This is a genomic window from Roseiflexus sp. RS-1 (assembly GCF_000016665.1).
Taxonomy (GTDB): domain Bacteria; phylum Chloroflexota; class Chloroflexia; order Chloroflexales; family Roseiflexaceae; genus Roseiflexus.
This window is the reverse complement of record NC_009523.1, coordinates 3,735,231-3,757,260: the sequence shown is the minus strand read 5'-3', so window position 1 is coordinate 3,757,260 and position 22,030 is coordinate 3,735,231. Positions and strand designations below refer to the sequence as shown.

The window sequence follows — 22,030 nt, the reverse complement described above, 5'->3', positions numbered from 1 at the left end:
ATGCTCACCTATTGATCGTCATTTCCGTCTTGCTTTTGAGCAGCGGCTTTTTTGGCGGCATTGGCAGCGCGGATGGCGGCCAGGCGGGCGGATTTGTCGTCGGGCGTGCTGCTGGCGGCGGGCGGCGTGTCGGATGTCGGCGCGGTGTGGGTAGGCAGTGCGGCGGATGCCGACGCGGGTGCGCCTTCAGCCGCCGCCTTTTTGGCGGCATTGGCAGCGCGAATGGCCGCCAGGCGGGCGGCTTTGTCGTCGGGCGTGCTGCTGGCGGCGGGCGGCGTATCGGATGTCGGCGCGGCGTGGGCAGCCGGTGCGGCGGATGCCGACGCGGGTGCGCCTTCAGCCGTCGCCTTTTTGGCGGCATTGGCAGCGCGAATGGCCGCCAGGCGAGCCGCTTTGTCGTCGGGCGTGGTATCAGACGTTTGCGCCACATCCGCCGCTTCGTCTTTCCTGGCGGCGTTGGCAGCGCGAATAGCCGCCAGGCGGGCCGCTTTGTCGGTTGGCGCGCTGTCGTCCGATGGTGCAGGCTGCGCTTCAGCATCCTTTGCTGCCGCCTTTGCGCGAATAGCAGCCAGGCGGGCCGCTTTGTCGGTTGGCGCGCTGTCGGGCGCTGAGGGAGCAGGGGCGGGCGCCTGAGCAACGGCGGCTTCGGCGCGCTTTGCCTTGATCGTGTCGATCATCTGCGGCGCAACACCGATCAGGTCGGGGCGGCGCTTCATGTTGCCCTGCAACTTCTTCATCGCGCCGTCCTTCACCTCTGCCCAGAACGTCGGCGCAATCTTTTCGTAGTACGAAATAGGACGGTTCAATCCCGCCTTATTGATCGTCAACCCGCCGTGCACATCGGTTGAGAACTCGAACTCATGATCCATTTTGATCGCGTCGAATGGGCAGACTTCAGCGCACAGACCGCAACTCATGCACGCATCATACTCGATCAGAAACTCGGCGACTGCCGGGACTGCCTTGCCGGTCGCCGGATCGCGCGCCTGGGTCATATGAATGACCTGGGGCGGACAGATGCGTTGACACTGGAAACACGACGTACACAACTCATGACCGGTTTCGTCATCGTAGAGCAAGATCGGGAAATTGCGAAACGCTTCGGGCAGTTTCAAACGCTCTTCGGGATACTGAACGGTAAAAACGCCGGTTTGCTGGCTTGGTTTCTCCAGTTTGCGCGTCAACGCATCGCGAAAATGGCGAAACACAACATCGAGACCGGTCAGCAACCCCTGCCCGGCGCGCAATTTTGGCCGTCCGCGGTCGATAACGTACACCTTACCGCGTGTTGTCTGGGTTTCGGTTGTCTCTGGCTCTGTTTCTGTTATCATCAACGTTGCACCTTTACCATGCTTTCAGCGATTCGCCTGAAGCGCCGCATCCTGCACACCCATGGTGCATTATGGAGTATCGTCGAATGCTTTCGGGTTCGAATCGTATTATCGTGCCGCGAGTTTCAAATTTCTACTTATCCACTTCGCCCATCACAATGTCGATGCTGCCGAGAATGACCACCACATCGGCGACCTTGTGCCCCCGACACATGTCGCCAAGGGGGGTCAGGTTGATGAACGAAGGCGCCCGCACTTTGTAGCGGTATGGTCGCTCACTCCCGTCGCTCACCAGATAGAAGCCAAGCTCGCCTTTCGGTGATTCGATACGCGCATACGCATCACCCGGCGGCGGGCGCAACGCCTTCTGTTTCCCAATGTTCGCCATCGCAGGATTGATATGCCCGCCCGTGGTATCGGGCAGACGCTCGATCACCTGCTGGAGAATCCGATAACTCTGCCGCATTTCCTCGATGCGGATCAGGAAGCGATCATAGACATCGCCGACCGACCCGATCGGAATATCGAAGTCGAGTTCATCGTACACACTGTACGGCTCGGCGCGACGCACATCATACGGAATGCCGGACGCACGCAGCACCGGACCGGTGACGCTGTACGAGACGGCGACCTCCTTTGGCAGAACGCCGACATTGATCGTGCGTGAGAGCAGGATTTCGTTCTCTTTCAGCAGGCGCTCGAACTCATCGAAAAATGACGGCAACCCCTGCATCAACTCCTTGAGTTGCGGGATGAACTCTGGCGGAAGGTCGCGCCACACACCGCCGAAGCGGAAATAGTTGCACATCATCCGTGCGCCGCTCGCCATCTCGAACAGGTCGAGAATCTTCTCCCGCTCGCGCATCCCGAACATCAACGGCGTCTGCCAGGCGCCCATATCGTTGAGCAGAAAGCCCACCGCCGACGCATGGTTCAGAATGCGGGTCAGTTCGACCATCAGCACACGAATATATTCGGCGCGCTGCGGCACGCTGATACCGGCAAGTTTTTCGACCGCCAGCGCCAGCGCATGGTTATTCGCCATCGAGTTGAAATAATCGAGACGGTCGGTGTACGGCATCGACTGAATATACGTCGAAACCTCCGCCAGTTGCTCGTGGTTGCGATGCAGATAGCCGAACACCGGCTTGAGATCGACGATCGTCTCACCATCGACCGTGACGATCATCCGAAAAACCCCGTGCGTCGATGGGTGCTGTGGTCCGATATTAATCTGGAGTTCCTGCGTCTGAAGCATTGCTCACACCTGCAGGGCGTCGCGCCCTTCCTCACTCACCGCTATCGCCGAAATACTTATCGCCCTGCTTGGGAAAGTCTTTGCGCATGGGCCATCCCTCGAATTCATCCCACATATAAATGCGCGTCAGATTGGGGTGCCCGGTGAACACCACGCCGAACAGATCGAACGCCTCACGCTCCTGCAGGTTCGCTCCAGGCCACTCATCGGTCAGTGATGGAACCACCGGATGATCGCGCGGCACGCGGGTTTTGATCACCAGCGCAGGACCGCCGTCGAGATGGAAGAAATGATACACCATCTCGATCACCCCGTCGGCAAGGTAGTCGACGGCGGTAATGTTCGAGAGCAGTTCGTAACCGAGGACATCGCGCACATACCGCGCCACTTCGGGGAGACGCTCAGGATACACCACTGCATCATCGGTCGCCAGCAGATCGACCGGCGCGTGTTCTCCGCGTTTAGGGCGCGCAGCCTTCCCGTCAGCAACCGATGCCTCGCTGCCGTTGCTCGTCTGCGTGCGGGTGCGTGTCGGCATGAGAACACCAGGCAGATCTTGAGCCAGTCGCTCCTTGAGTTCAGCGGCGCTCATCTTCGGCATGGTCCACCTCGACAGCAGGACGCTTCAGGTCATTGTGGGCGATCTCAATCGCAATGCCCGTCGCCTTATAGGGCGACTCGCGCTCGACTGTTTCGTCCATGATCGGGAAATGGCGCACCAGTTCGGGATGCTCGATCATCCCGGAACGCATTTCACCGTGCGTGGGTGACGTATACGGGCTGACCAGCGGCAAACCGCCGACCGGATCGATCAGTTTGCCATCGATCTCCAACCCATGTTTCCCGAACGTCGGCACCGGATACTCTTTCGCCTCGCGTTTGCCATACCAGCGCACCTGGTTCAGGCGCTGCGCATCGATCTGTTTCTGCAATGTCATCAGTGCGTGGAGCAGCGCTTCGGGGCGCGGCGGGCAACCGGGAATATAGACATCGACCGGGATCAGGAGATCGATGCCGCGCAACACATTGTACCCATCGCGGAACGGACCGCCCGACGTTGCGCATGCGCCCATCGAGATGACGTAGCGTGGCTCGGGCATCTGATTGTAGAGCCGCACCACCTGCGGCGCCATCTTCTTGGTGACCGTCCCCGCAACAATCATCAGGTCCGCCTGGCGCGGCGACGCGCGGAACATCTCCGCTCCGAAGCGCGCCAGGTCGAAGCGCGCCAGACCGGTCGCCATCATCTCAATGGCGCAGCATGCCAGACCAAACGACAGGGGCCAGATCGAGGATCGCCGTCCCCAGTTATAGAATCGCTGCATGGTTGTCAAAAAGACGCCATGCTTTTCGGCTTCGAGTTGTATCTCACGATCATCCGACATGTTGCTTTCCTCTCGTGCTGCGTGCTGCGCGTCTTACTTCACCTTGCCTTCCTGCGTGCAACGTGCAACCTTTAACTCCTCACGCCTCACACTTCACCCCTCATGCCCCTCGCCGCGCGCCGCCTCCGCTGCTGGTCCAGGCGCAGCGTCGCTGCGCCCCTCCATGTTGTCGTCCCACGTTCAACGTGCAACCTTCAACTTCTCGCGCCTCGCCCCCGGTACGGGCGCAGCGCCGCTGCGCCCCTACACGTTGTCGTCCCACGTTCAACGTGCAACGTTCAACCTTCAACCCCTCTCGCCTCTCGCCTCGCCTACACCCACTCGAGCGCCCCCTTCTTCCATTCGTACACCAGACCACCGATCAGGATAATGAGAAAGATCGCCATCGCAATGAACGCAAACAGCCCCAACTGTCCATACGCGACTGCCCACGGGTACAGGAACACGACCTCGATATCGAAAATAACGAATGCCAGCGCGTACAGGTAGTACTGGATCTTGAACTGCACCCGGATATCGCCGATCGCCTCCAGACCGCACTCATAGGTGTCGAGTTTGATCGGCGTGGGTCGTTTGGGACCGAGAAAGTAGGCGGCCGCAAGCGGAATAATCGGGAAGATGATCGCACCGATGAAGAATACGCCGATAAATGCGTAGTTCGCAAGCATCGAGCCGCCCTCCTTGCTGGACACTGTCTTGCGCTGGTGTGCGAATGCTACTTGAGTATATCATAACCCTTCGTGAAATCGCAAACAAACAGGTATAAGGGCTATAACCAGAGATTAAGGAATTTCACAGCGGGGCGGGCTGCGCCAGGGGAAGCCGGTTCGTGATTGCGGCAGACGTGTCCAGATGTGAGCGCTATTCCAGGTGAATGATCTGCGTGGTTTCGCCGTGGGACGTATGGCTCGTTACGGGGAAGCCGCACTTCTGGATCAGGCGGTGGATGCCTTCGTTGTCCGCCAGCGAGATGCCGCGCAGCCGTTTGATGCCACGCACCAGCGCCAGTTGCAGCAACAGGTCGAGCATGATCGTTCCCAACCCTTCGCGCTGATAGTCGTCGCGCAGAACGATGGCGAATTCGGCAGTGTCCGGGTCGTTCTTGTCGAGCACCAGGCGCACCACGCCAATGGCATGATCTTTGCCGCCTTCGCGCGCCAGTGCAATGAATGCCGCCTGTTTGTGCTCATCGAAATCGGCGTAGCGACGCGCTTCGCGCCACAGGATGTCTTCGGGCAGATCGGGCAGGGCGGTAAAAAAGCGAAAGCGCCGCGTTTCGGGCGATAGATGATGAAAGAGATCGACCAGCAACCCGGCGTCGGTGGGCCGGATATGCCGGATGCGCACTTTGCGCCCTTTGCGGGTGACGACGGTGACTGTGCCATGTCCGCGCACGAAATGTTGTGAGTCGGTTTGTGTCTTCATGTGCTCTCTCGCTCCTGCTTTATGATATGATACATCAGGTTCTATCGGAATGGGGTTGATGTTTCTTGACATTATAACGCAATGCGTCATCTTAAGACGAGCGTGACAGGAATGATCCAATGACGCACGAACATTCAACCTATCGTCTCGCGCTGGTGGGGTTTGGCAGCGTCGGGCGCGGGCTTGCCGAAATACTGTCGCTCCACCGCCGACGCCTGCAGGAGCGCTATGGCGTCGATGTGCGCATCGTCGCGGTCTGTACCCGACGCTGGTGTGTCTACGATCCGGGCGGGATCGATGCTGCGGCGTTGCTCCAATCCGCTGCATCCGGCGCCGTCGGCGGGTGGGATTGCGCGCGCGCGTGGAGCGCCGACGAGATGATCGCGTCGGTCGATGCCGATGTGCTGGTGGAAGCGTCGCCGACCGATATGACAACCGGCGAACCGGCGACGGGGTATATTCGCGCTGCGATGGCGCGTGGCATGCACGTGATCACGTCAAATAAGGGACCGATTGCGTTGCACTTTGCCGAACTGCGACGTCTGGCGCAGGAGCGTGGCGTGCTGCTCGGCTTCGAGGCGACGGTGATGGCGGGAACGCCAGCGCTCCGGTTGGGGTGGAGCGATCTGGCGGGGTGTGAGATCCAGGAAGTGCGCGGGATTGTGAACGGCACGACCAATTTCATTCTTTCGGCAATGGAACGCGGGATGGACTATGCCAGCGCGCTTGCAGAAGCGCAGCGCCTTGGCTATGCCGAAGCCGATCCAACCGGCGATGTCGAAGGGTATGATGCAGCCGGCAAAGCTGCGATCCTGGCGAATGTGTTGATGGATGCCCATCTGACGCCCATGGATGTGGAGCGTGAAGGAATCACCGGCATTACGCCCGATATGGTCGCTGCGGCGACTGCCGCCGGGGAACGCTGGAAACTGATCGCACGCGTCTGGCGTGATGCGCAGGTCGTGCACGCCGTGGTGCGCCCAATGCGTCTGAGGACTGACCATCCGCTGGCGGGCGTTTCCGGCGTCGCCAATGCGTTGACGATCAGCACCGATCTGCTCGGCGACGTGACGATCATCGGTCCAGGCGCGGGTGGCGTTGCGACCGGCTTTGCGATTATCTCTGATCTGCTGGCGCTGCACCGGATGCGGAAGAACCGAGAACCGAGAACCGAGAACTGAGAACCGAGAACTGAGAACCGAGAACTGAGAACCGAGAACTGAGGACTGAGAACTGATTGCTTGATGAATAGAACACGGATGCGCACGGATGTGACGGATCGGCACGGATCAAGGAAGAACAACATCCGTGGCAATCCGTCTTATCCGTGTGTATCCGTGGTTTCTTAATGAATAGAACACGGATGAGCACGGGTGCGACGGATCGGCACGGATCAAGGAAGAACAACAGCCGTGGCAATCCGTGGTTTCTAATGAATAGAACACGGATCGGCACGGGTGCGACGGATGCACACAGATCAAGGAAGAACAACATCCGTGCCCATCCGTCCAATCCGTGTGTATCCGTGGTTTATTCCCAAAGGGCACACGGATCGGCACGGATTATGAAAGAACAACATTCGTGGCAATCCGTGGTTGCTCCAAAAGGAGCATACGGATCGGCATAGAGTGCAGTGCGCGCCTGGACATTCCCAGGCGCGCCACTCTCTGCAGTTCTTGATTGATGAGCTGTTGCCCAACGGCTGAGTTATCGTATCACGATTGGGATATGCACCTGGTTCAGACCATCGCTCACGATAGGCGAACCCGCGCTGATCCGGTACACGCCGCCGCTCGCTGCGGGATCAACGTGGCTGACCTCAGCGTAGATCACGCTGCCTGCCCGTGCCGTGTACACCAGCGCCGGATAGTTCTTCGCCAGCGATAATGCCGATATTGGCGTCGTCCCATCCCCGGCGAGCAGGCGCAGGCGCGGCTGCATCCCTGCTGCCAGATCGGTCACGCGCACCACAATCGTCATATCCTGCGCGACGGTGATGCGGAACAGGTCACGATCACCACCTCGCTCGATATGCCCCCACTGATCCAGGTTATCGGTATTCAGCAGACTGGCCGTACCGGGATCGTTGCCGTGGTCGTCGCTCCTGACCCCGCTGACCACGACCGTCGTTTGGGCGCTGACGGTGAAGTTCTCGACGACTGGCACAGGCGCCAGCAGCGAATCGTCCGGTTGGTACCCCGGCGGCGGCGGCGCAAGGTGCAGTCCATTATAGACCTCAACCGCCGCCTGCGTGGGGTTGGTGAAGGTCACCCGATACTGATGCTGACCATTTTGGGTTGGCACAAAGAGCGCTGAATACTGCCCATCGTCGGCGAGTGCATCGGGGGCGACCCCATCATCGCGGAAGGTCAGGGATTGCGTCTGACCGTTGGGCAGCACGACTTCCCCTCGCACGGTTGCGCCAGCAATCGGCAAGGTGCGTTGCAACACAGCAATCAGCCGCACCGGTTGCGGGTAGGTGACATTGTTGCCCTCCAGGGCGAACAGGCTGGCCGTAATATCGGCGCTGGCGAGCGATGCCCCTGATGTCGGCTCCCAGATAATCTGGAGCATACTGCGCGCCTGGTGCCCGGTGATGAGATCGATGCGGGGGAGCTGGCCAGATGCCGGAGCGACGTTCCGCAGTTCGGGGTGGTACAGCCGGCGTGGATAATATGCCAGCACGCCATCGCGTGGGTCAAGTTCCGGTCGCCGGACCAGCGTCTCCCAGCCGCTTGCCCGATAGACCCGGTACTGAGCCGTTCTTGTGCTGTAATTCGCCGCCGACGAGAAGTTCAGCCAGCTATACTGACCACCTGTAGCATTCCATTGACTATGCATCACCGATGGCGAGACCGGTATGTCGTCCCGGCAAGGAGCACCGGGATCATTTGTCCAATCACACGTTCTTCTGTCGTTTCGGTATTCATCATACAGCGAGTAGAGGTAGTGCCCCATTTCGTGGGCGATGGTATAGCCCGCATTCTCCCAGGCGCGCCGGTTCTGCAAGTAGTTGTAACTACCGGAGCCGAAGTCGAATATGTCGCACATTTGGATACGCAAACCGTGTTGTGCTCTCCCATATCCTGAAATGTGGGCACTCGGCCAGCATCTCTCCACCCAGATAATATCTTTTGCTGATGTATTGTTCGGATAGATGCGCACCGTGCGCAGTTTGTGCGCGCCATTCGACACTTCGAACAGTGCGTCGGCGAGATAGCGAATCATCTCCTCATAGACCGCCCGCTCCTGGCTGTTCGGATTGCGATACAGGCCGATTGTCAGATCCACCCCGATGGCGGAGTCGATCGGCGGGGTGGGCGTCGGGGATGGGGTCGCCGTCGGCGATGGGGTCAGTGTCGGCGATGGGGTAGGCGTCGGGGATGGGGTCGCCGTCGGTGTAGGCGTTGTATTGTCCGCCCTCGCCCACTCCAGCGCCAGCGTCGCTCCACCATCCCGATCCCAATGTTCGACCAGCAATTTATGGTAGCCCGCCGACAGCTCAACGGTCACCTCGCGGGTGAGCAACTGCGGCTGCCAGGACTCGACCACCAGCCGGTCATCAATCCAGAAACGCACGCCATCATCGGCGCGGATGGTGAAGCGGTAGCGTCCGGTGGTGGGGAAGTTCACATAGCGCAGCCAGCGACTGGTGAAATGGTCGGCGGGGATGGTCGCCGCCGGTTGCCCAACCCACGACCGGTTCAGGAACAGGTCGGGCACATTCTCAACGTGCAGAACCGGTCCGGTGAGCCAGTCGTTGGCGAAGAACTCGCCGCGCCAGGCATTTGGGTAGTCTGTTCCGAACACCTGGATGCGGTGGTTGCCATTATCCACCACATAGACCTTGCCGTCGGGCGCCACTGCCACGTCTTCGGGGCTTTCTAGAGGACTTTGTAACAACTGCCGGTCAAAGATGCTCCACGAATCCCACGAGCCGAGGAAGATTCCAGTGGCACTAAAGTGCTGAATGCGGCCGTTACCTGTATCCGCAACGTAGATAGTGCCATCAGGCGCCACCGCTATACCTCTAGGACTCCAGAGCTGACCGTCGTTGATGCCAAGAGAACCCCATGCGTCGAGGAAAGTTCCGGTGGCGCTGAAGCGCTCGATGCGTGATTTGTTGGCATTTGCCACGTAGACCACGCCGTTAGACGCTACTGCCAAGCCAGCAGGATAGAAATGAAGGTTGCCTGCCCCTTCCTGCGACCCCCACGTGCCGATGAACGCGCCGGTGGCGCTAAAGCGCTGAATGCTACCCTTAGCCACATCCGCCACGTAGACGGTGCCGTCGAGCGCTACTGCTACGTTCAGAGGATATATGAATTGCCCGTCGCTGCTGCCCTCCGACCCCCATTTGCCCAGGAAGGTTCCAGTAGCGCTGAAGCGCTGGATGCGGTGGTTGTTACTATCTGCCACATAGACCGTGCCGTCGGACGCCACTGCCACGCTACGAGGATAGACGAACTGCCCGTCACCGCTGCCTTCCGCTCCCCACGCGCCCAGGAAGGTTCCGTCGGCGCTGAAGCGCTGGATGCGGTGGTTGTTACTATCTGCCACATAGACCGTGCCGTCGGACGCCACCGCCGCGCCGCTCGGACTGCTGAATTGCCCTTGGTCGCTGCCCCGTGATCCCCACGCACCGAGGAAGGTTCCAGTGGCGCTGAAGCGCTGGATGCGGAAGCTATCTGCCACGTAGACCGTATTGTTGGGTGCTACCTCCACACTCAAATGTCCGACGAATTGCCCATTGCCGCTACCGCTTGATCCCCACGCGCCGAGGAAGGTTCCGTCGGCGCTGAAGCGCTGAATGCGATGGTTCCAGTAGTCTGCCACGTAGACCGTGCCGTCAGGTGCGACTGCCACGTCAGAAGGTGTGTTGAACTGCCCCTCGCCGCTGCCGCGTGATCCCCACTCACCAAGGAACGCGCCAATGGCGCTAAATCGCCGGATACGGTGGTTGTCACTATCCGCCACGTAGACCGTGTTGTCGGGCACCACTGCCACTCGTTTGCCAGGTCTCCACCCCCACGCGCCGAGAAAGACTCCGGTGGCGCTGAAGCGCTGGATGCGGTGGTCATCCACCACGTACACTGTACCGTCGGATGTCACCGCCACGTCGGAGGGATACCAGAATTGACCATCAATGAGAAGTCCTGCCGATCCCCACGTACCAAGGAAAGTTCCAATGGCGCTGAAGCGCTGGATACGGTGGTTGCCCGTATCCGCCACGTAGACCGTGCCATCGGGCGCCACTGCCACGCTGCGTGGACTGCTGAATTGTCCATCGCCCGTGCCCGGCGATCCCCACGCGCCGAGGAGCTCGCCAGCAGCACTGAAGCGCTGGATACGGTGGTTATCGCTATCTGCCACGTAGACCGTGCCGTCGGGCGCCACTGCCACGCCGGAGGGATTGTTGAACTGTCCCACCGGTGCCTGGGCGCCGACGGCGAACTGAAAAACGCGGTAGGGCTGTGTTTGCTGCGCCAGGGCTGCTTCACCAGCGCTGCTGGTGACGAGTGTGACGGCGAGTGAGGTCATCACCAAGGAGAGTGCGCATACGACGGCGATGAGTGTTCGTAGATGCATAGCAAACTCCTGTCGGTTCTGCAACCTGCGCCCGGTGCGTCGCGCTGGAGCAGCGGAGCGCGCCACGGGCAGTACTTACGATGAGAATATCACCCCCTTTTCGGTTTTTTTTCGGTTAACTTGTCATAATCAGATGAAAGAAATATCATCCGTGCAGTGCTGCGCAGCGCCGTTGGTGATTGTAATGCCCTACATTCCCTGTTCGGTTAACGTGTCGCAACAAGAATTAAGAAACTGTCATTTATGCCGTGCCATGCATCACAGCAGCAGGTCGTTCCGGCGGGCTTTGTCCTACAAGGCCGGAATAGAACACGGATCGGCACGGGTGCGACGGATCGGCACGGATTATAGCAGTTCTCACAAAGGTTGAACCTGGCAGACGAGGTTCAACACTCCCGGAATCGCACTCCCCACAAGGCGACCGAAATGAATTTCGGTCTACAATCCGCTGGCAGCAGACGCCTCGCGCGACACGGCAGATAAGGAACAATGGTCAGTGTATCTGAGAAATGCTGTAAGAAATGAAAACATCCGTGGCAATCCGTGGTTTCATAATGAACAGACCACGGATCGGCACGGATGGTGATGGTTTTGAGATCACATCCACCATAGCCCGCGCAGGCGGGCTTCGCCCCGTGTAGCCGAGGGCTTGAGCCTGACGGCGCGCGGCGCATACCGGATTTATTGCTCAATCTCCATCAGCCCGCCGTCTCCGCATGCGGGCGGGGACGCCCGCGCACCCAGGATGCACGTGGTTCAATCGTGCTGCCCATCGCTCTCAGCGGTGAGAACGCCAGAGCCCCGCAGGGGCTTCCCCGCGCTCAGGGAGGGCTTCAGCCCGCACGCGCAACGTCGCGCCCGCGCAGGCGGGCTTCGCCCTGGCTAGCCGAGGGGTTCACTTACAGAGGTAGGTTTTTCCAGGAAGCTCCTGTGGACATCTCCCGTTTCAGGCATCAGAACGCCTGAACTCCCCCTTCTCCCCGTGTGGGTTGAAAGGGGGCAGGGGGGATGAGGGGCAAAAGCGCGCCGGAATGCAGAAGATCACTGATCTCTCCCAAGAAATCTACCCTTGAGAAGAGGGGTTCACCCCGACGGCGCGCGGCGCATACCGGATTTAATGCTCAATCTCCATGAGCACGACAGCGAATAGTCCACGGATGAGTACGGATTGAGAATAAACATCCGTGGCTATCCGTCTCATCTGTGGCAATCTGTGGTTTCTAATGAATAGAACACAGATCGGCACGGATTAAGAATAAAAACATCCATGCCCATCCGTCTCATCCATGTGTATCCGTGGTTTATTCCCAAAGAGCGCACGGATGATCACCGGTGGGCGCCGAGGGTGCGTTCGCGGACACGCAGGAGCGCCTTCGGCAGGCGAACCGTCTCCATCCCGCGCGGTTGAACACGCCAGAACGCGCCACGCGCCACTTCCCAGCGCTCCAGCAGCGATGCCGCGTGTGGACTGCCGGTCAGTTCCATGTGCCGCACCAGCAGCGCCCGCACATTATCCTCATCCGCCGGGTCGAGCATCGTGAGCGTGACCATTTCGGTGTTGCAGCGCGACGGGAATGCACCGTTTTCGTCGTACACATATGCCATGCCGCCGGTCATGCCGGCTGCGAAGTTGCGCCCTGTCGGACCGATGACCAGCACCACACCGCCCGTCATATACTCGCACCCGTGATCGCCAACCCCCTCGACCACTGCAACCGCGCCCGAGTTGCGCACGGCGAAGCGCTCACCGGCGCGCCCGGCTGCGAAGAGCGTGCCGCCGGTCGCCCCGTACAGGCATGTATTGCCAATGATCGTACTCTCGTGCCAGGGATAACGCGCCTGCGGCAGCGGCCGCACAACAATTTCGCCGCCCGCCATCCCTTTGCCGACATAGTCGTTGCATTCACCATCGAGCAGCAGCCGCATGCCGGGCGCCAGGAACGCCCCAAAACTCTGACCGGCGCTGCCGCGGAAACTCACCGTGATCATACCTTCGGGCAATCCCGCCTCGCCAAAGCGTCGCCCGATCTCGCCCGACAGGGTTGCGCCGACGGTGCGGTCAACATTCGTGATCGGGTAGTGCAATTCAACGTGCAGCTGGTGATCGATCGCACAGGCGGCATCCTCGATCAACCGCCGGTTCAGCGCACCGATCTCGATCATTCCGTTCCAGGGCTGAACATTGCGGATCGGATCGCCGGGGCGGTCAAAGCGTGCAAGCAGCGCCGACAGATCGAGCGCATCGGCGCCCGCGTGACCGCGCCGGACCTGACGCAGCAGGTCGGTGCGCCCGATAATATCATTGAGCGACCGTGCGCCGATTGACGCCAGGATTTCGCGTACCTCCTGCGCCACATGGCGGAAAAAGTTGACCACGTGTTCCGGCTTACCGGGAAATCTGGCGCGCAGGTCGGGGCGCTGCGTGGCAACGCCGACCGGGCAGTTATTCGTGTGACAGGTGCGCGCCATGACGCATCCCTCAGCGATGAGTGCAGCGGTGCCGAACGAGAACTCATCGGCGCCAAGCAGCGCTGCCATCACCACGTCGCGCCCGGTTTTGAACCCGCCATCGACACGCAACCGGACCCGCCCGCGCAACCCGTTGAGCACCAGCGTCTGTTGCGTTTCCGCAAGCCCCAATTCCCAGTTGATCCCGGCATTCTTGATCGACGAGAGCGGCGACGCGCCGGTGCCGCCCGAATGCCCGGAAATATGAATCACATCGGCGCCGCCTTTGGCAACCCCGGCAGCAATCGTCCCCACGCCTGCTTCGGCAACCAGTTTGACCGACACCGCCGCTCGCGGATTGACCTGCTTCAGGTCGTAGATCAACTGCGCCAGGTCTTCGATGCTGTAGATATCGTGGTGCGGCGGCGGCGAGATCAGCGCCACGCCAGGCGTCGTATGGCGAATGCGTGCAATTTCCTCAGAGACCTTGATGCCGGGAATCTGCCCGCCCTCGCCAGGTTTGGACCCCTGCGCCATTTTGATCTGCAACTCCAGCGCCGATGCCAGGTACGCCGGCGTGACACCGAAGCGCCCGGAGGCGACCTGCTTGATCGTACTGTTGCGTTCGTTGTTGTAGCGCGCCGGGTCTTCGCCGCCTTCACCGGAGTTGCTCATGCCGCCAAGCCGGTTCATCGCAATCGACAGCGTTTCGTGCGCTTCGGCGCTGGTCGAACCGTGGGACATCGCCGCAGTCGAGAAGCGCCGCACAATTGCTTCGATCGGTTCGACGTCATCGACAGGGATCGGCGCGGCGGGTCCTGCTTCGCGCTCATCGGGGGGTACGATTTCGAGCAGATCGCGCAACTCAACCGGTGGACGGTCATGCACCAGTTTGCTGTAGGCGAGATAGTCGGCGTAACTGCCGCCGTTGGCGGCGCGTTGCAACGCATGGACGACCGCTGGCGAGAAGGCGTGATACTCGCCATCCTTCTTGAACTTGTAATATCCCGGATGCGGCAGTGTCGAGCGACCGGCGAGGAGCGGCAGACGATTCGAGAATGCTGCATCGTGATGTTCGAGCACATCGGCGGCAAGTTTGCGGAAGCCATACCCGCCGAGGTGAGAAGGGACGCCCGCAAAACAGCGTTCGGTGACTTCTTTCGCCAGACCGACGATCTCAAAAATCTGAGCGCCGCAGTAACTATCCACGGTGGAGATGCCCATTTTGGACATCACCTTGAGCAACCCCTTTTCGAGCGCGTGAATGTAGTTCTGTTCGGCTTCGTCAGCCAGTTCGCCAGCCGCGCGCCGGTCGTGGGTTTCGGCTGCCTTCCCGCGCACCTCATCGCGCTCGACGGCGAGCGCGCGCACGGTTGCCAGCGCCAGGTACGGATTGACCGCTTCAGCGCCCATCCCGACCAGGCATGCCAGGTGATGCACCTCGCGCGGTTCGCCGCTCTCGACCACCAGGCTCACCGACGTGCGCAACCCGACGCGAATGAGATGCTGGTGCACCGCACCGAGCGCCAGGAGCGCTGGAATTGGTGCGTGGCGTTCATCAACGCCGCGATCGCTGATGATCAGGATAACTTTATCGGCGGCAATCGCCGCTTCCGCCTCACGACACAGGCGATCAAGCGCAGAGAGCATACCCTGAACGCCATCATCAGCCACGAATGTCGCATTGAGTGTTGCCGTCGCAAATGCCGGATCGCGCAGATCGCGCAGCATCGCAAGATGTTCGTTGTTCAGCACCGGGCTTGCCAGACGGAGCAGATGGGCATGTTCCGGCTTTTCCAGCAACAGATGACCGCGTCGCCCGAGACTGAACGAGAGGGACATGACCAGTTCTTCGCGGATCGGGTCGATCGGCGGGTTGGTCACTTCGGCGAAGCGTTGCTTGAAGTAGTTGTACAGCGGGCGTGGGCGGTCAGCGAGAACGGCAGTCGGCGTATCATCGCCCATCGAACCGACCGGTTCCTGACCATCGCGCAGCATCGGCTTGAGGACGACCGCCAGTTCTTCGGCGGTATACCCAAACGCACGCTGCAACTCGCCGAGCAGCGCCGACTTGCTTTCACGTGAGGCGTGGCTTTCCGGCTCATCCGGTTCGCTGACGCGCGGTGCGCCTGCCGGGGCGAGCACGCGCATATGGCGCTTGAGCCACTCGGCATACGGACGGCGCGCCGCAAGCGTGCTGCGAATCTCATCATTTTCCTCAAAGCGCCCGGTGCGCAGGTCAGCAGCGATCATCTGACCGGGACCCACCTTCCCTTTGCGCACAATCCGCGACTCATCGATCACCACCGCGCCGACTTCCGAGCCACAGATCACCAGACCATCATCGGTCAACAGGTAGCGTGCCGGACGCAACCCATTGCGATCGAGCGCCAGACCGACCACCTGCCCGTCGCAGAACGCCAGCGCAGCCGGACCATCCCACGGTTCCATCAACCCGGCGTGATACTGGTAGAACGCGCGTCGGGCGGGTTCCATGTCGTGAACGCGCTCCCAGGCTTCTGGAACGAGCATCGTCAGGCTGTGGCGAATATCACGCCCGCCCATAACCAGCAGTTCGAGCACATTATCGAGCATTGCCGAGTCGCTGCCGCTGGTATCGACAACCGGTCCGATCGTTGCAGCGCTAAGCGCCATCGCCAGCGGATCGCCATCGATCGCCGCTTCGATCAGCGAGGGTTGTTCAACCTCCATCGCCGCACGGCGCCACTCCGCCTCACGCGCCTGCATCCAGATAATATTGCCGCGCAGCGTGTTGATCTCGCCGTTGTGCGAGAGCATACGGAAGGGTTGCGCGCGTTCCCAGGAGGGAAACGTATTGGTTGAGTAGCGCTGATGATAGAGAGCGATTGCCGTCTCATACAATGGATCGCGCAGGTCTTCATAGAAATCGGGCAATGCTGGTGCAACCAACAACCCTTTATAGATCAGCGTGCGACTGGAGAGCGAAGGGATGGAAAAACCTTCCAGATGATGGGCGCGCGCTTCGGCTTCAATCGTGCGGCGTGCCAGGTAGAGGGCGCGCTCATACGCGTTCGGAGCGGTGTGATTATGCGGCGGGCGGGCAATCAGCGCCTGTTCGATGACCGGACACGTCTCACGCGCGCTCGCGCCGAGGGCATGCGGGTTAACCGGAACCGGGCGCCACGCCAGCAGCGCCATGCCATACTGGGCAAGAACCTGTTCCACCACACTGCGGGCAGTATTGCGGTGTCCTTCGTTCTGGGGCAGAAAGAACATGCCGACGGCCAGATCGTCGACTGGATAGCGAATCCCGCGGATTGCCAGCTCACGCGCAAAGAATGCGCGCGGAATCTGCGTCAACACACCGGCGCCATCACCGCTTTTTCCATCGGCAGCCACGCCGCCGCGGTGCGCCATACGCCCGACCGCCATCAGCGCATACGCCAGGATCGCGTGGTCCGGCTCACCGCTGAGGCGCGCGACAAAACCGATACCGCATGCATCTCGTTCAAATCGCGGGTCGTACAGACCGCGTTGCTTCAGGTTTTTCAATTGGTTCATCTCGTCTGTCACCTTGCTACCTGACATGGCGTACACAGAACCAGCGCTCCGCAGACCCGGGGGAGCGGCGCTGCTATCAGCGGAAAGCGTATATGCGGGATGCCCTGATGAATGCGAACGAATGACCGCTTTGGGAAGCGTTGCAACAGCCGTAGCGCGAGTGCGCTGATGAACGCCGGTGTAGGCGTCGCTTACCGATAGACGACAAACGCCCACAGCACACACTCCTCAATCGAGCAGGCCGCGGGCGTCGCTGCAATCCGCAAAATCAGGTTAAGGGTTACTATAAAGCGACAGACGAGATTTGTCAAGCAGAAATGAAGACAGGAAAGAGGAGAACACGCAGGTTACGTTTCTCCGGCGGAGTTGATATGCGCGATGTTCACCTGGGGAAGATCGTTCCACAGGAACGAGGTCTGGAGCGTGCGCTCCAGACCTCGCCTTGCCTGGCTTACTCAGCCGTGCTGGAAGCTGGCTTCCCGGTAATCGTGCGGATCGTCTCAGGTTCGGGCATCTTATGGATATCCGGGTACGCGACCGTCCCGTGCTCGCCGATATCGAGACCGAGTTCTTCCTCTTCCGGCGAAACGCGCAGACCAATCGTGCGCTTGATGATGAAGAAGAGCAGGAAACTGGTCAACGCACTCCAGACGCCGATTGCCAGCACGCCGACGATCTGAGCGATCAGCAACTGCGGACCGCCGCCAGCAAACAGACCGACTGTACCGGTATTGCCTTCGATGGTTGCAAACAGACCGACCGCCAGCGTCCCCCAGACGCCGTTCACCAGGTGCACCGGCACCGCGCCGACCGGGTCGTCGATCTTCAGCGCCTCCAGCCACTTCATCGAGATCACGTAGAGCGGACCGGCGACCAGACCGACGATCACTGCATCAATCGGACGCATATAGGCGCAACCGGCGGTAATCGCTACCAGACCCGAAAGCACGCCGTTCAGCGATGCGCCGAGTTCCGGCTTGCCACTCTTGATCCAGCTTGTGATCATTGCGCCAACCGCGCCCGCAGCCGCAGCAAGCGTGGTCGTCACAGCCACCAGCGCAATCGCATCGGCATCATCCTGGGTTTTGAACGCCAGCTGACTGCCGGGGTTGAAGCCATACCATCCCAGCCAGAGAATAAAGACCCCCAGACCGGCGAGCGCTGCACTGTGTCCGGGAATTTCGCGCGGCTTGCCATCCGGACCATAGCGCCCCAGGCGCGGACCGAGGAGCCATGCTCCCATCAGCGCCGCCCAACCGCCAACACTGTGAACCACTGTCGAGCCGGCGAAATCGGTGAATCCCCAGTCGCCGGTGGTGGTCGGATCGTAGTCATTGAGCCAGCCGGCGCCGCTCCATACCCAGTGGACCACGACAGGGTAGATAAGGATCGAGATAACCAGACTATAGATCAGGTATGCAACAAACTTTGTACGTTCCGCCATCGCGCCAGACACGATCGTCGCCGCAGTTCCCGCAAACACCACCTGGAACAGCCAGAGGGCAAGAGTCGGCACGCTCCCCGCCTCACGTACATCTCCCAGGAAAAACTGGTCGGTTCCAAAGAACCCGCCGACCGTCGCGCCGTAGGCGATACCCCAACCGATCATCCAGAACGCCAGCGCAGCGATACAGAAGTCCATAAAGTTTTTGAACATGATGTTGATCATGTTCTTGGATTGCGTGGAACCGGCTTCGACGAGCGCAAAGCCCGCCTGCATGAAAAAGACCAGGAAGGCGGCGATCAGCAGCCACATCGTATCGGTGACAACCCCCATTTCCGCAATCGCCGGATCGATCTCCTGGGCAAAGGATGTTCCGGTTGTGCCGATCAACAGACCGGCGAGCGCGCCAATGCCGAGCATCAGTTTTGTTCGTCGCCTGACCATGCTGTTCCTTCCTTCTGTGTAAGGATAGTGCCGGGTATCACGATGTCCAACCCCAATGCGTGACAGAACGAAAAACGTCCTGCGACGCGCGCGGGCGCAGGATCCGCTTCTTCGCATCAGGTTGAACACGTGTGACGATTGATGTGCTGAAGAGTACGACAGAAGCGGCGTTTGCGCTACGTCCGGTTCATATGAAATATCCGGTTTCGATCTTGTTTACTTTGTACAAACCAGATGTTTTTAGTGCCCAAATAAGGGTTTTTAGCGAAATTTTGCTTGTATGATCTATCTGACTCGATGATGCACAAACAGGCACAGGGGCGTGGGAGAACAACGTCCCTGTGCCTGCGCAATGGGGGAAGCGCATCTATGCGTCGAAGTACATAAAGAACTCGTAGGGGTGGGGGCGGATGGCAACCTGGATCAGTTCACGCGACCGTTTGTAATCCAGATAGGTTTCGATCACGTCGGGGGTGAAGACTCCGCCTGCCAGCAGAAAATCATGATCCGCCTCAAGTGCGTCAAGCGACTCTGCCAGTGAGCCGGGTGTTCCACGGATGTGCGCCTTTTCCTCCGCCGTCAGTTCGTAAATATCGACATCGAGCGGCGGCGGCGGCTCGATCCGGTTCTTGATCCCGTCGATGCCAGCCATCAACATCGCCGAGAATGCCAGATACGGGTTGCACGTCGGATCGGGCGCGCGGAACTCGATGCGGCGCGCCTTCGGCGAGTCCGAATAGGTGGGAATGCGAATCGCCGCCGAGCGGTTGCGCTGCGAGTAGACCAGGTTGATCGGCGCCTCGAAGCCGGGCACCAGACGGCGGTACGAGTTGGTTGTCGGCGCACAGATGGCCAGCAATGCCGGTGCATGGGTCAGAATCCCGCCGATATACCAGCGCGCTGTATCGGAGAGCAGCGCATACCCCTTCGGATCGTAGAACAGCGGCTGTCCTTCCTTCCACAGACTCTGGTGACAGTGCATACCGCTGCCGTTATCGCCGAAGAGCGGCTTGGGCATGAACGTCGCCGTCAGACCAAACTGTCGTGCGGTGTTTTTGACGATGTACTTGTATTTGACCAGTTTATCCGCCATGCGCAGCAGCGAGTCGAAGCGCATGTCGATCTCGCACTGACCGGCGGTGGCGACTTCGTGGTGATGCACCTCGACCTCGATGCCAGCCGCCATCATGTTGAGCGTGATCTGTGAGCGCACATCCTGAAGTGTGTCGAGCGGCGGGCAGGGGAAGTACCCTTCCTTGTAGCGCGGGCGGTATCCGAGGTTCTTTCCGCCGCGATCGGCGCCGCTGTTCCAGATGCCTTCATCACTGTCGAGGAAGTAGTAGCCGAAGTGGCTTCCCTGATCGAAACGCACATCGCTGAACAGGAAGAACTCCGCTTCGGGACCGAAATAGGCGGTGTCGGCGATGCCGGTGCTGCGGAGATATTCTTCCGCCTTCTTTGCAATGTAGCGCGGATCGCGGCTGTAGTTTTCCCCGGTCAGCGGATCACGAATGTCGCAAATGAGGGCAAGAGTGGGAATCTTCAGCATCGGATCGATAAATGCGGTGTCTGGATCGGGGACAACCAGCATATCGCTTTCGTTGATTGCCTGGAAGCCGCGGATCGATGATCCGTCAAACCCCAGACCATGCACGAAATCGTCCTCGCTGAGCATGCTGGCAGGCAGCGAGAAGTGCTGCCACGTGCCTGGCATATCGGTGAAGCGGACATCGACCATCTTGATGTCGTGCTCTTTGATCAGTGCCAGGACATCTTTTGGAGTCATTCCCATTGAGCCATCCTCCCAGAAGTGTTGTGCGCCATGTCGCAGACAATACGCAGGCGCAGATGACGAAACGTGGTCATCCGCGCTGCGCCCTTGCATGACACGTGCCAGGAACGTTCAATATTCCGCATTATATGAAATCGCAACCATTTTCGGTAGGGCGACTCGGTACGAAGATCGGCGAAGGCGATTTGGATGGAATGACTAAATCAGGAGCGCACTCTTGACGGTGAAATGGCAGGATGACGGGGCTACAGGGCTGGCGAACGAGGCGTGACGCCATGCCCGGCTTCGATCAGTGTCAGGTCGATCGTGCCGCCGTGGTAGGTCATGCCGCCATCAAACGGATTCTCCGCCAGGAAGAGGGGCGTATCCAGATCGACGAAGCGAAAGCCGCCCTGCCCGGCTGCAAAACAGGCAGAGACGGTCATTGCCAGCAGCGACTCGACCATGCCGCCGATCATCAGGTGCAGACCGGCGGTGCGGGCGATGGCAGCAATGTCGAGCGCTTCGACAATGCCGCATTTCATCAGTTTGATGTTCAGCACATCCACGGCGGCATTCCGCGCCAGCCGGGCTGCGTCAGTTGCACTGGCAACGCTTTCATCGGCGGCGACCGGCACGCGGCGTGTTGCGGTCAGGCGGCGCAACCCTTCCTCATCGTCCTTTGCGACCGGTTGCTCGAAGAGGGCGGGAACGATGCCGTGCACGCCAAGCATATCGAGCAGCCTGAGCGCGTCGGGAGCGGTATAGCCGCAGTTGCCGTCGAGGATGAGGCGCGCGGTGGGCGCAACGTCTCTGATGGCGACAATCCGCGCCAGATCGTGTTCCATGGTGCGGATGGTGGTGGCGTCCGGGTCGCCAGCGCCGATCTTGATCTTGATCGTCGTCACTCCACGCGCGACAATCGCCTGCGCCGCGCGCGCCGCCGCCGTAACGCTGCCGGTGGTGATGGTTACATCGGTTTCCAGTGAGGTCGCCGCCCCGCCGAAGAATGCCCAGAGCGGCAGGCGCGCGCGGCGCGTCAGGGCATCGAGGATCGCCGTTTCAATGGCACAGCGCGCTGAGCCGGTCATACCGGGTAGAGCGGGAAGCGCCAGGGCGATCCGGCGCCATTCGCGCACATCGGCGCCTTCAACCAGCGACCGCGCCGCCAGAATGGCGGCATGCGCCATGTCCTGCGTCTCGCCGTTGAACGCCGGGAATGGCGCTGCTTCACCGTAGCCGCGTGTGCCGTCGGTCAGTTCCACCGCAACCAGCAGATTGCGCGCCACCTCCTGCGCGCCGCTGGCAATGCCGAATGGTTCGTGGAGCGGAATATCAAGCGGCGCAACCGTCAGGGCGCGAATGGTTGTCGGTGCGGTCATAGCGGCGTGC

The 22,030-nt window shown here is 60.3% G+C and carries 12 protein-coding genes; 1 reads left to right on the top strand and 11 read right to left on the bottom strand.

Annotated features, from left to right (window positions below):
* Positions 1-8: 8 nt before the first annotated feature.
* From ROSERS_RS15385 to ROSERS_RS15360, 6 genes are all read right to left on the bottom strand, one after another.
* The gene (locus tag ROSERS_RS15385; RefSeq protein WP_011957701.1) at positions 9-1,331 is read right to left on the bottom strand and encodes a 4Fe-4S dicluster domain-containing protein; all 1,323 of its coding nucleotides are present in this window, start codon (positions 1,329-1,331) and stop codon (positions 9-11) included.
* A 133-nt stretch (positions 1,332-1,464) separates the two neighbouring features.
* A complete protein-coding gene (locus ROSERS_RS15380; RefSeq protein WP_011957700.1) occupies positions 1,465-2,589 on the bottom strand; it encodes an NADH-quinone oxidoreductase subunit D in 1,125 nt (374 codons plus the stop codon).
* Between the two features lie 31 nt (positions 2,590-2,620).
* On the bottom strand, positions 2,621-3,190 hold the full coding sequence (locus tag ROSERS_RS15375; RefSeq protein WP_041333807.1) for an NADH-quinone oxidoreductase subunit C: 570 nt from the start codon (positions 3,188-3,190) through the stop codon (positions 2,621-2,623).
* Positions 3,168-3,974, bottom strand: a complete 807-nt coding sequence (locus ROSERS_RS15370; protein WP_011957698.1) for an NADH-quinone oxidoreductase subunit B — start codon at positions 3,972-3,974, stop codon at positions 3,168-3,170. The genes ROSERS_RS15375 and ROSERS_RS15370 overlap by 23 nt, the downstream gene beginning before the upstream one ends.
* A gap of 311 nt (positions 3,975-4,285) precedes the next feature.
* Complete coding sequence (locus ROSERS_RS15365) at positions 4,286-4,642, bottom strand: NADH-quinone oxidoreductase subunit A (protein ID WP_011957697.1); 357 nt, start codon at positions 4,640-4,642, stop codon at positions 4,286-4,288.
* A 193-nt stretch (positions 4,643-4,835) separates the two neighbouring features.
* Positions 4,836-5,399 (bottom strand): GNAT family N-acetyltransferase, encoded by a 564-nt coding sequence (locus ROSERS_RS15360; RefSeq protein WP_011957696.1) that lies wholly within the window; start codon positions 5,397-5,399, stop codon positions 4,836-4,838.
* Between the two features lie 119 nt (positions 5,400-5,518).
* Here ROSERS_RS15360 and ROSERS_RS15355 point away from each other — a divergent pair, with 119 nt between their 5' ends.
* Positions 5,519-6,580, top strand: coding sequence for a homoserine dehydrogenase (locus ROSERS_RS15355; RefSeq protein WP_011957695.1), 1,062 nt, complete (start codon positions 5,519-5,521; stop codon positions 6,578-6,580).
* A gap of 526 nt (positions 6,581-7,106) precedes the next feature.
* On the opposite strand, the gene ROSERS_RS24255 is transcribed toward ROSERS_RS15355, so the two are convergent.
* The 5 genes from ROSERS_RS24255 to ROSERS_RS15330 form a co-directional block, all read right to left on the bottom strand.
* The gene (locus ROSERS_RS24255; protein ID WP_011957694.1) at positions 7,107-10,988 is read right to left on the bottom strand and encodes a PA14 domain-containing protein; all 3,882 of its coding nucleotides are present in this window, start codon (positions 10,986-10,988) and stop codon (positions 7,107-7,109) included.
* A 1,326-nt stretch (positions 10,989-12,314) separates the two neighbouring features.
* A complete protein-coding gene (gene gltB / locus ROSERS_RS15345; protein WP_011957693.1) occupies positions 12,315-16,979 on the bottom strand; it encodes a glutamate synthase large subunit in 4,665 nt (1,554 codons plus the stop codon).
* A gap of 451 nt (positions 16,980-17,430) precedes the next feature.
* Complete coding sequence (locus tag ROSERS_RS15340) at positions 17,431-18,867, bottom strand: ammonium transporter (RefSeq protein ID WP_011957692.1); 1,437 nt, start codon at positions 18,865-18,867, stop codon at positions 17,431-17,433.
* 367 nt (positions 18,868-19,234) lie between these two features.
* Positions 19,235-20,659 carry a type I glutamate--ammonia ligase gene (gene glnA / locus ROSERS_RS15335; protein WP_011957691.1) on the bottom strand — a complete coding sequence of 475 codons (1,425 nt, stop codon included), beginning with the start codon at positions 20,657-20,659 and terminating at the stop codon, positions 19,235-19,237.
* A gap of 245 nt (positions 20,660-20,904) precedes the next feature.
* A complete protein-coding gene (locus tag ROSERS_RS15330) occupies positions 20,905-22,020 on the bottom strand; it encodes a dipeptide epimerase (protein WP_011957690.1) in 1,116 nt (371 codons plus the stop codon).
* Between the last annotated feature and the right edge of the window lie 10 nt (positions 22,021-22,030).

What these genes read in the sequence shown, in the direction of transcription:
- gltB (WP_011957693.1), bottom strand. Translation starts at nt 16,979, where the DNA reads ATGAACCAATTGAAAAACCTGAAGCAACGCGGTCTGTACGACCCGCGA.
- ROSERS_RS15355 (WP_011957695.1), top strand. Translation starts at nt 5,519, where the DNA reads ATGACGCACGAACATTCAACCTATCGTCTCGCGCTGGTGGGGTTTGGC.
- ROSERS_RS15340 (WP_011957692.1), bottom strand. Translation starts at nt 18,867, where the DNA reads ATGGTCAGGCGACGAACAAAACTGATGCTCGGCATTGGCGCGCTCGCC.
- ROSERS_RS15375 (WP_041333807.1), bottom strand. Translation starts at nt 3,190, where the DNA reads ATGCCGAAGATGAGCGCCGCTGAACTCAAGGAGCGACTGGCTCAAGAT.
- ROSERS_RS15330 (WP_011957690.1), bottom strand. Translation starts at nt 22,020, where the DNA reads ATGACCGCACCGACAACCATTCGCGCCCTGACGGTTGCGCCGCTTGAT.
- ROSERS_RS15380 (WP_011957700.1), bottom strand. Translation starts at nt 2,589, where the DNA reads ATGCTTCAGACGCAGGAACTCCAGATTAATATCGGACCACAGCACCCA.
- ROSERS_RS24255 (WP_011957694.1), bottom strand. Translation starts at nt 10,988, where the DNA reads ATGCATCTACGAACACTCATCGCCGTCGTATGCGCACTCTCCTTGGTG.
- ROSERS_RS15365 (WP_011957697.1), bottom strand. Translation starts at nt 4,642, where the DNA reads ATGCTTGCGAACTACGCATTTATCGGCGTATTCTTCATCGGTGCGATC.
- glnA (WP_011957691.1), bottom strand. Translation starts at nt 20,659, where the DNA reads ATGGGAATGACTCCAAAAGATGTCCTGGCACTGATCAAAGAGCACGAC.
- ROSERS_RS15370 (WP_011957698.1), bottom strand. Translation starts at nt 3,974, where the DNA reads ATGTCGGATGATCGTGAGATACAACTCGAAGCCGAAAAGCATGGCGTC.
- ROSERS_RS15360 (WP_011957696.1), bottom strand. Translation starts at nt 5,399, where the DNA reads ATGAAGACACAAACCGACTCACAACATTTCGTGCGCGGACATGGCACA.
- ROSERS_RS15385 (WP_011957701.1), bottom strand. Translation starts at nt 1,331, where the DNA reads ATGATAACAGAAACAGAGCCAGAGACAACCGAAACCCAGACAACACGC.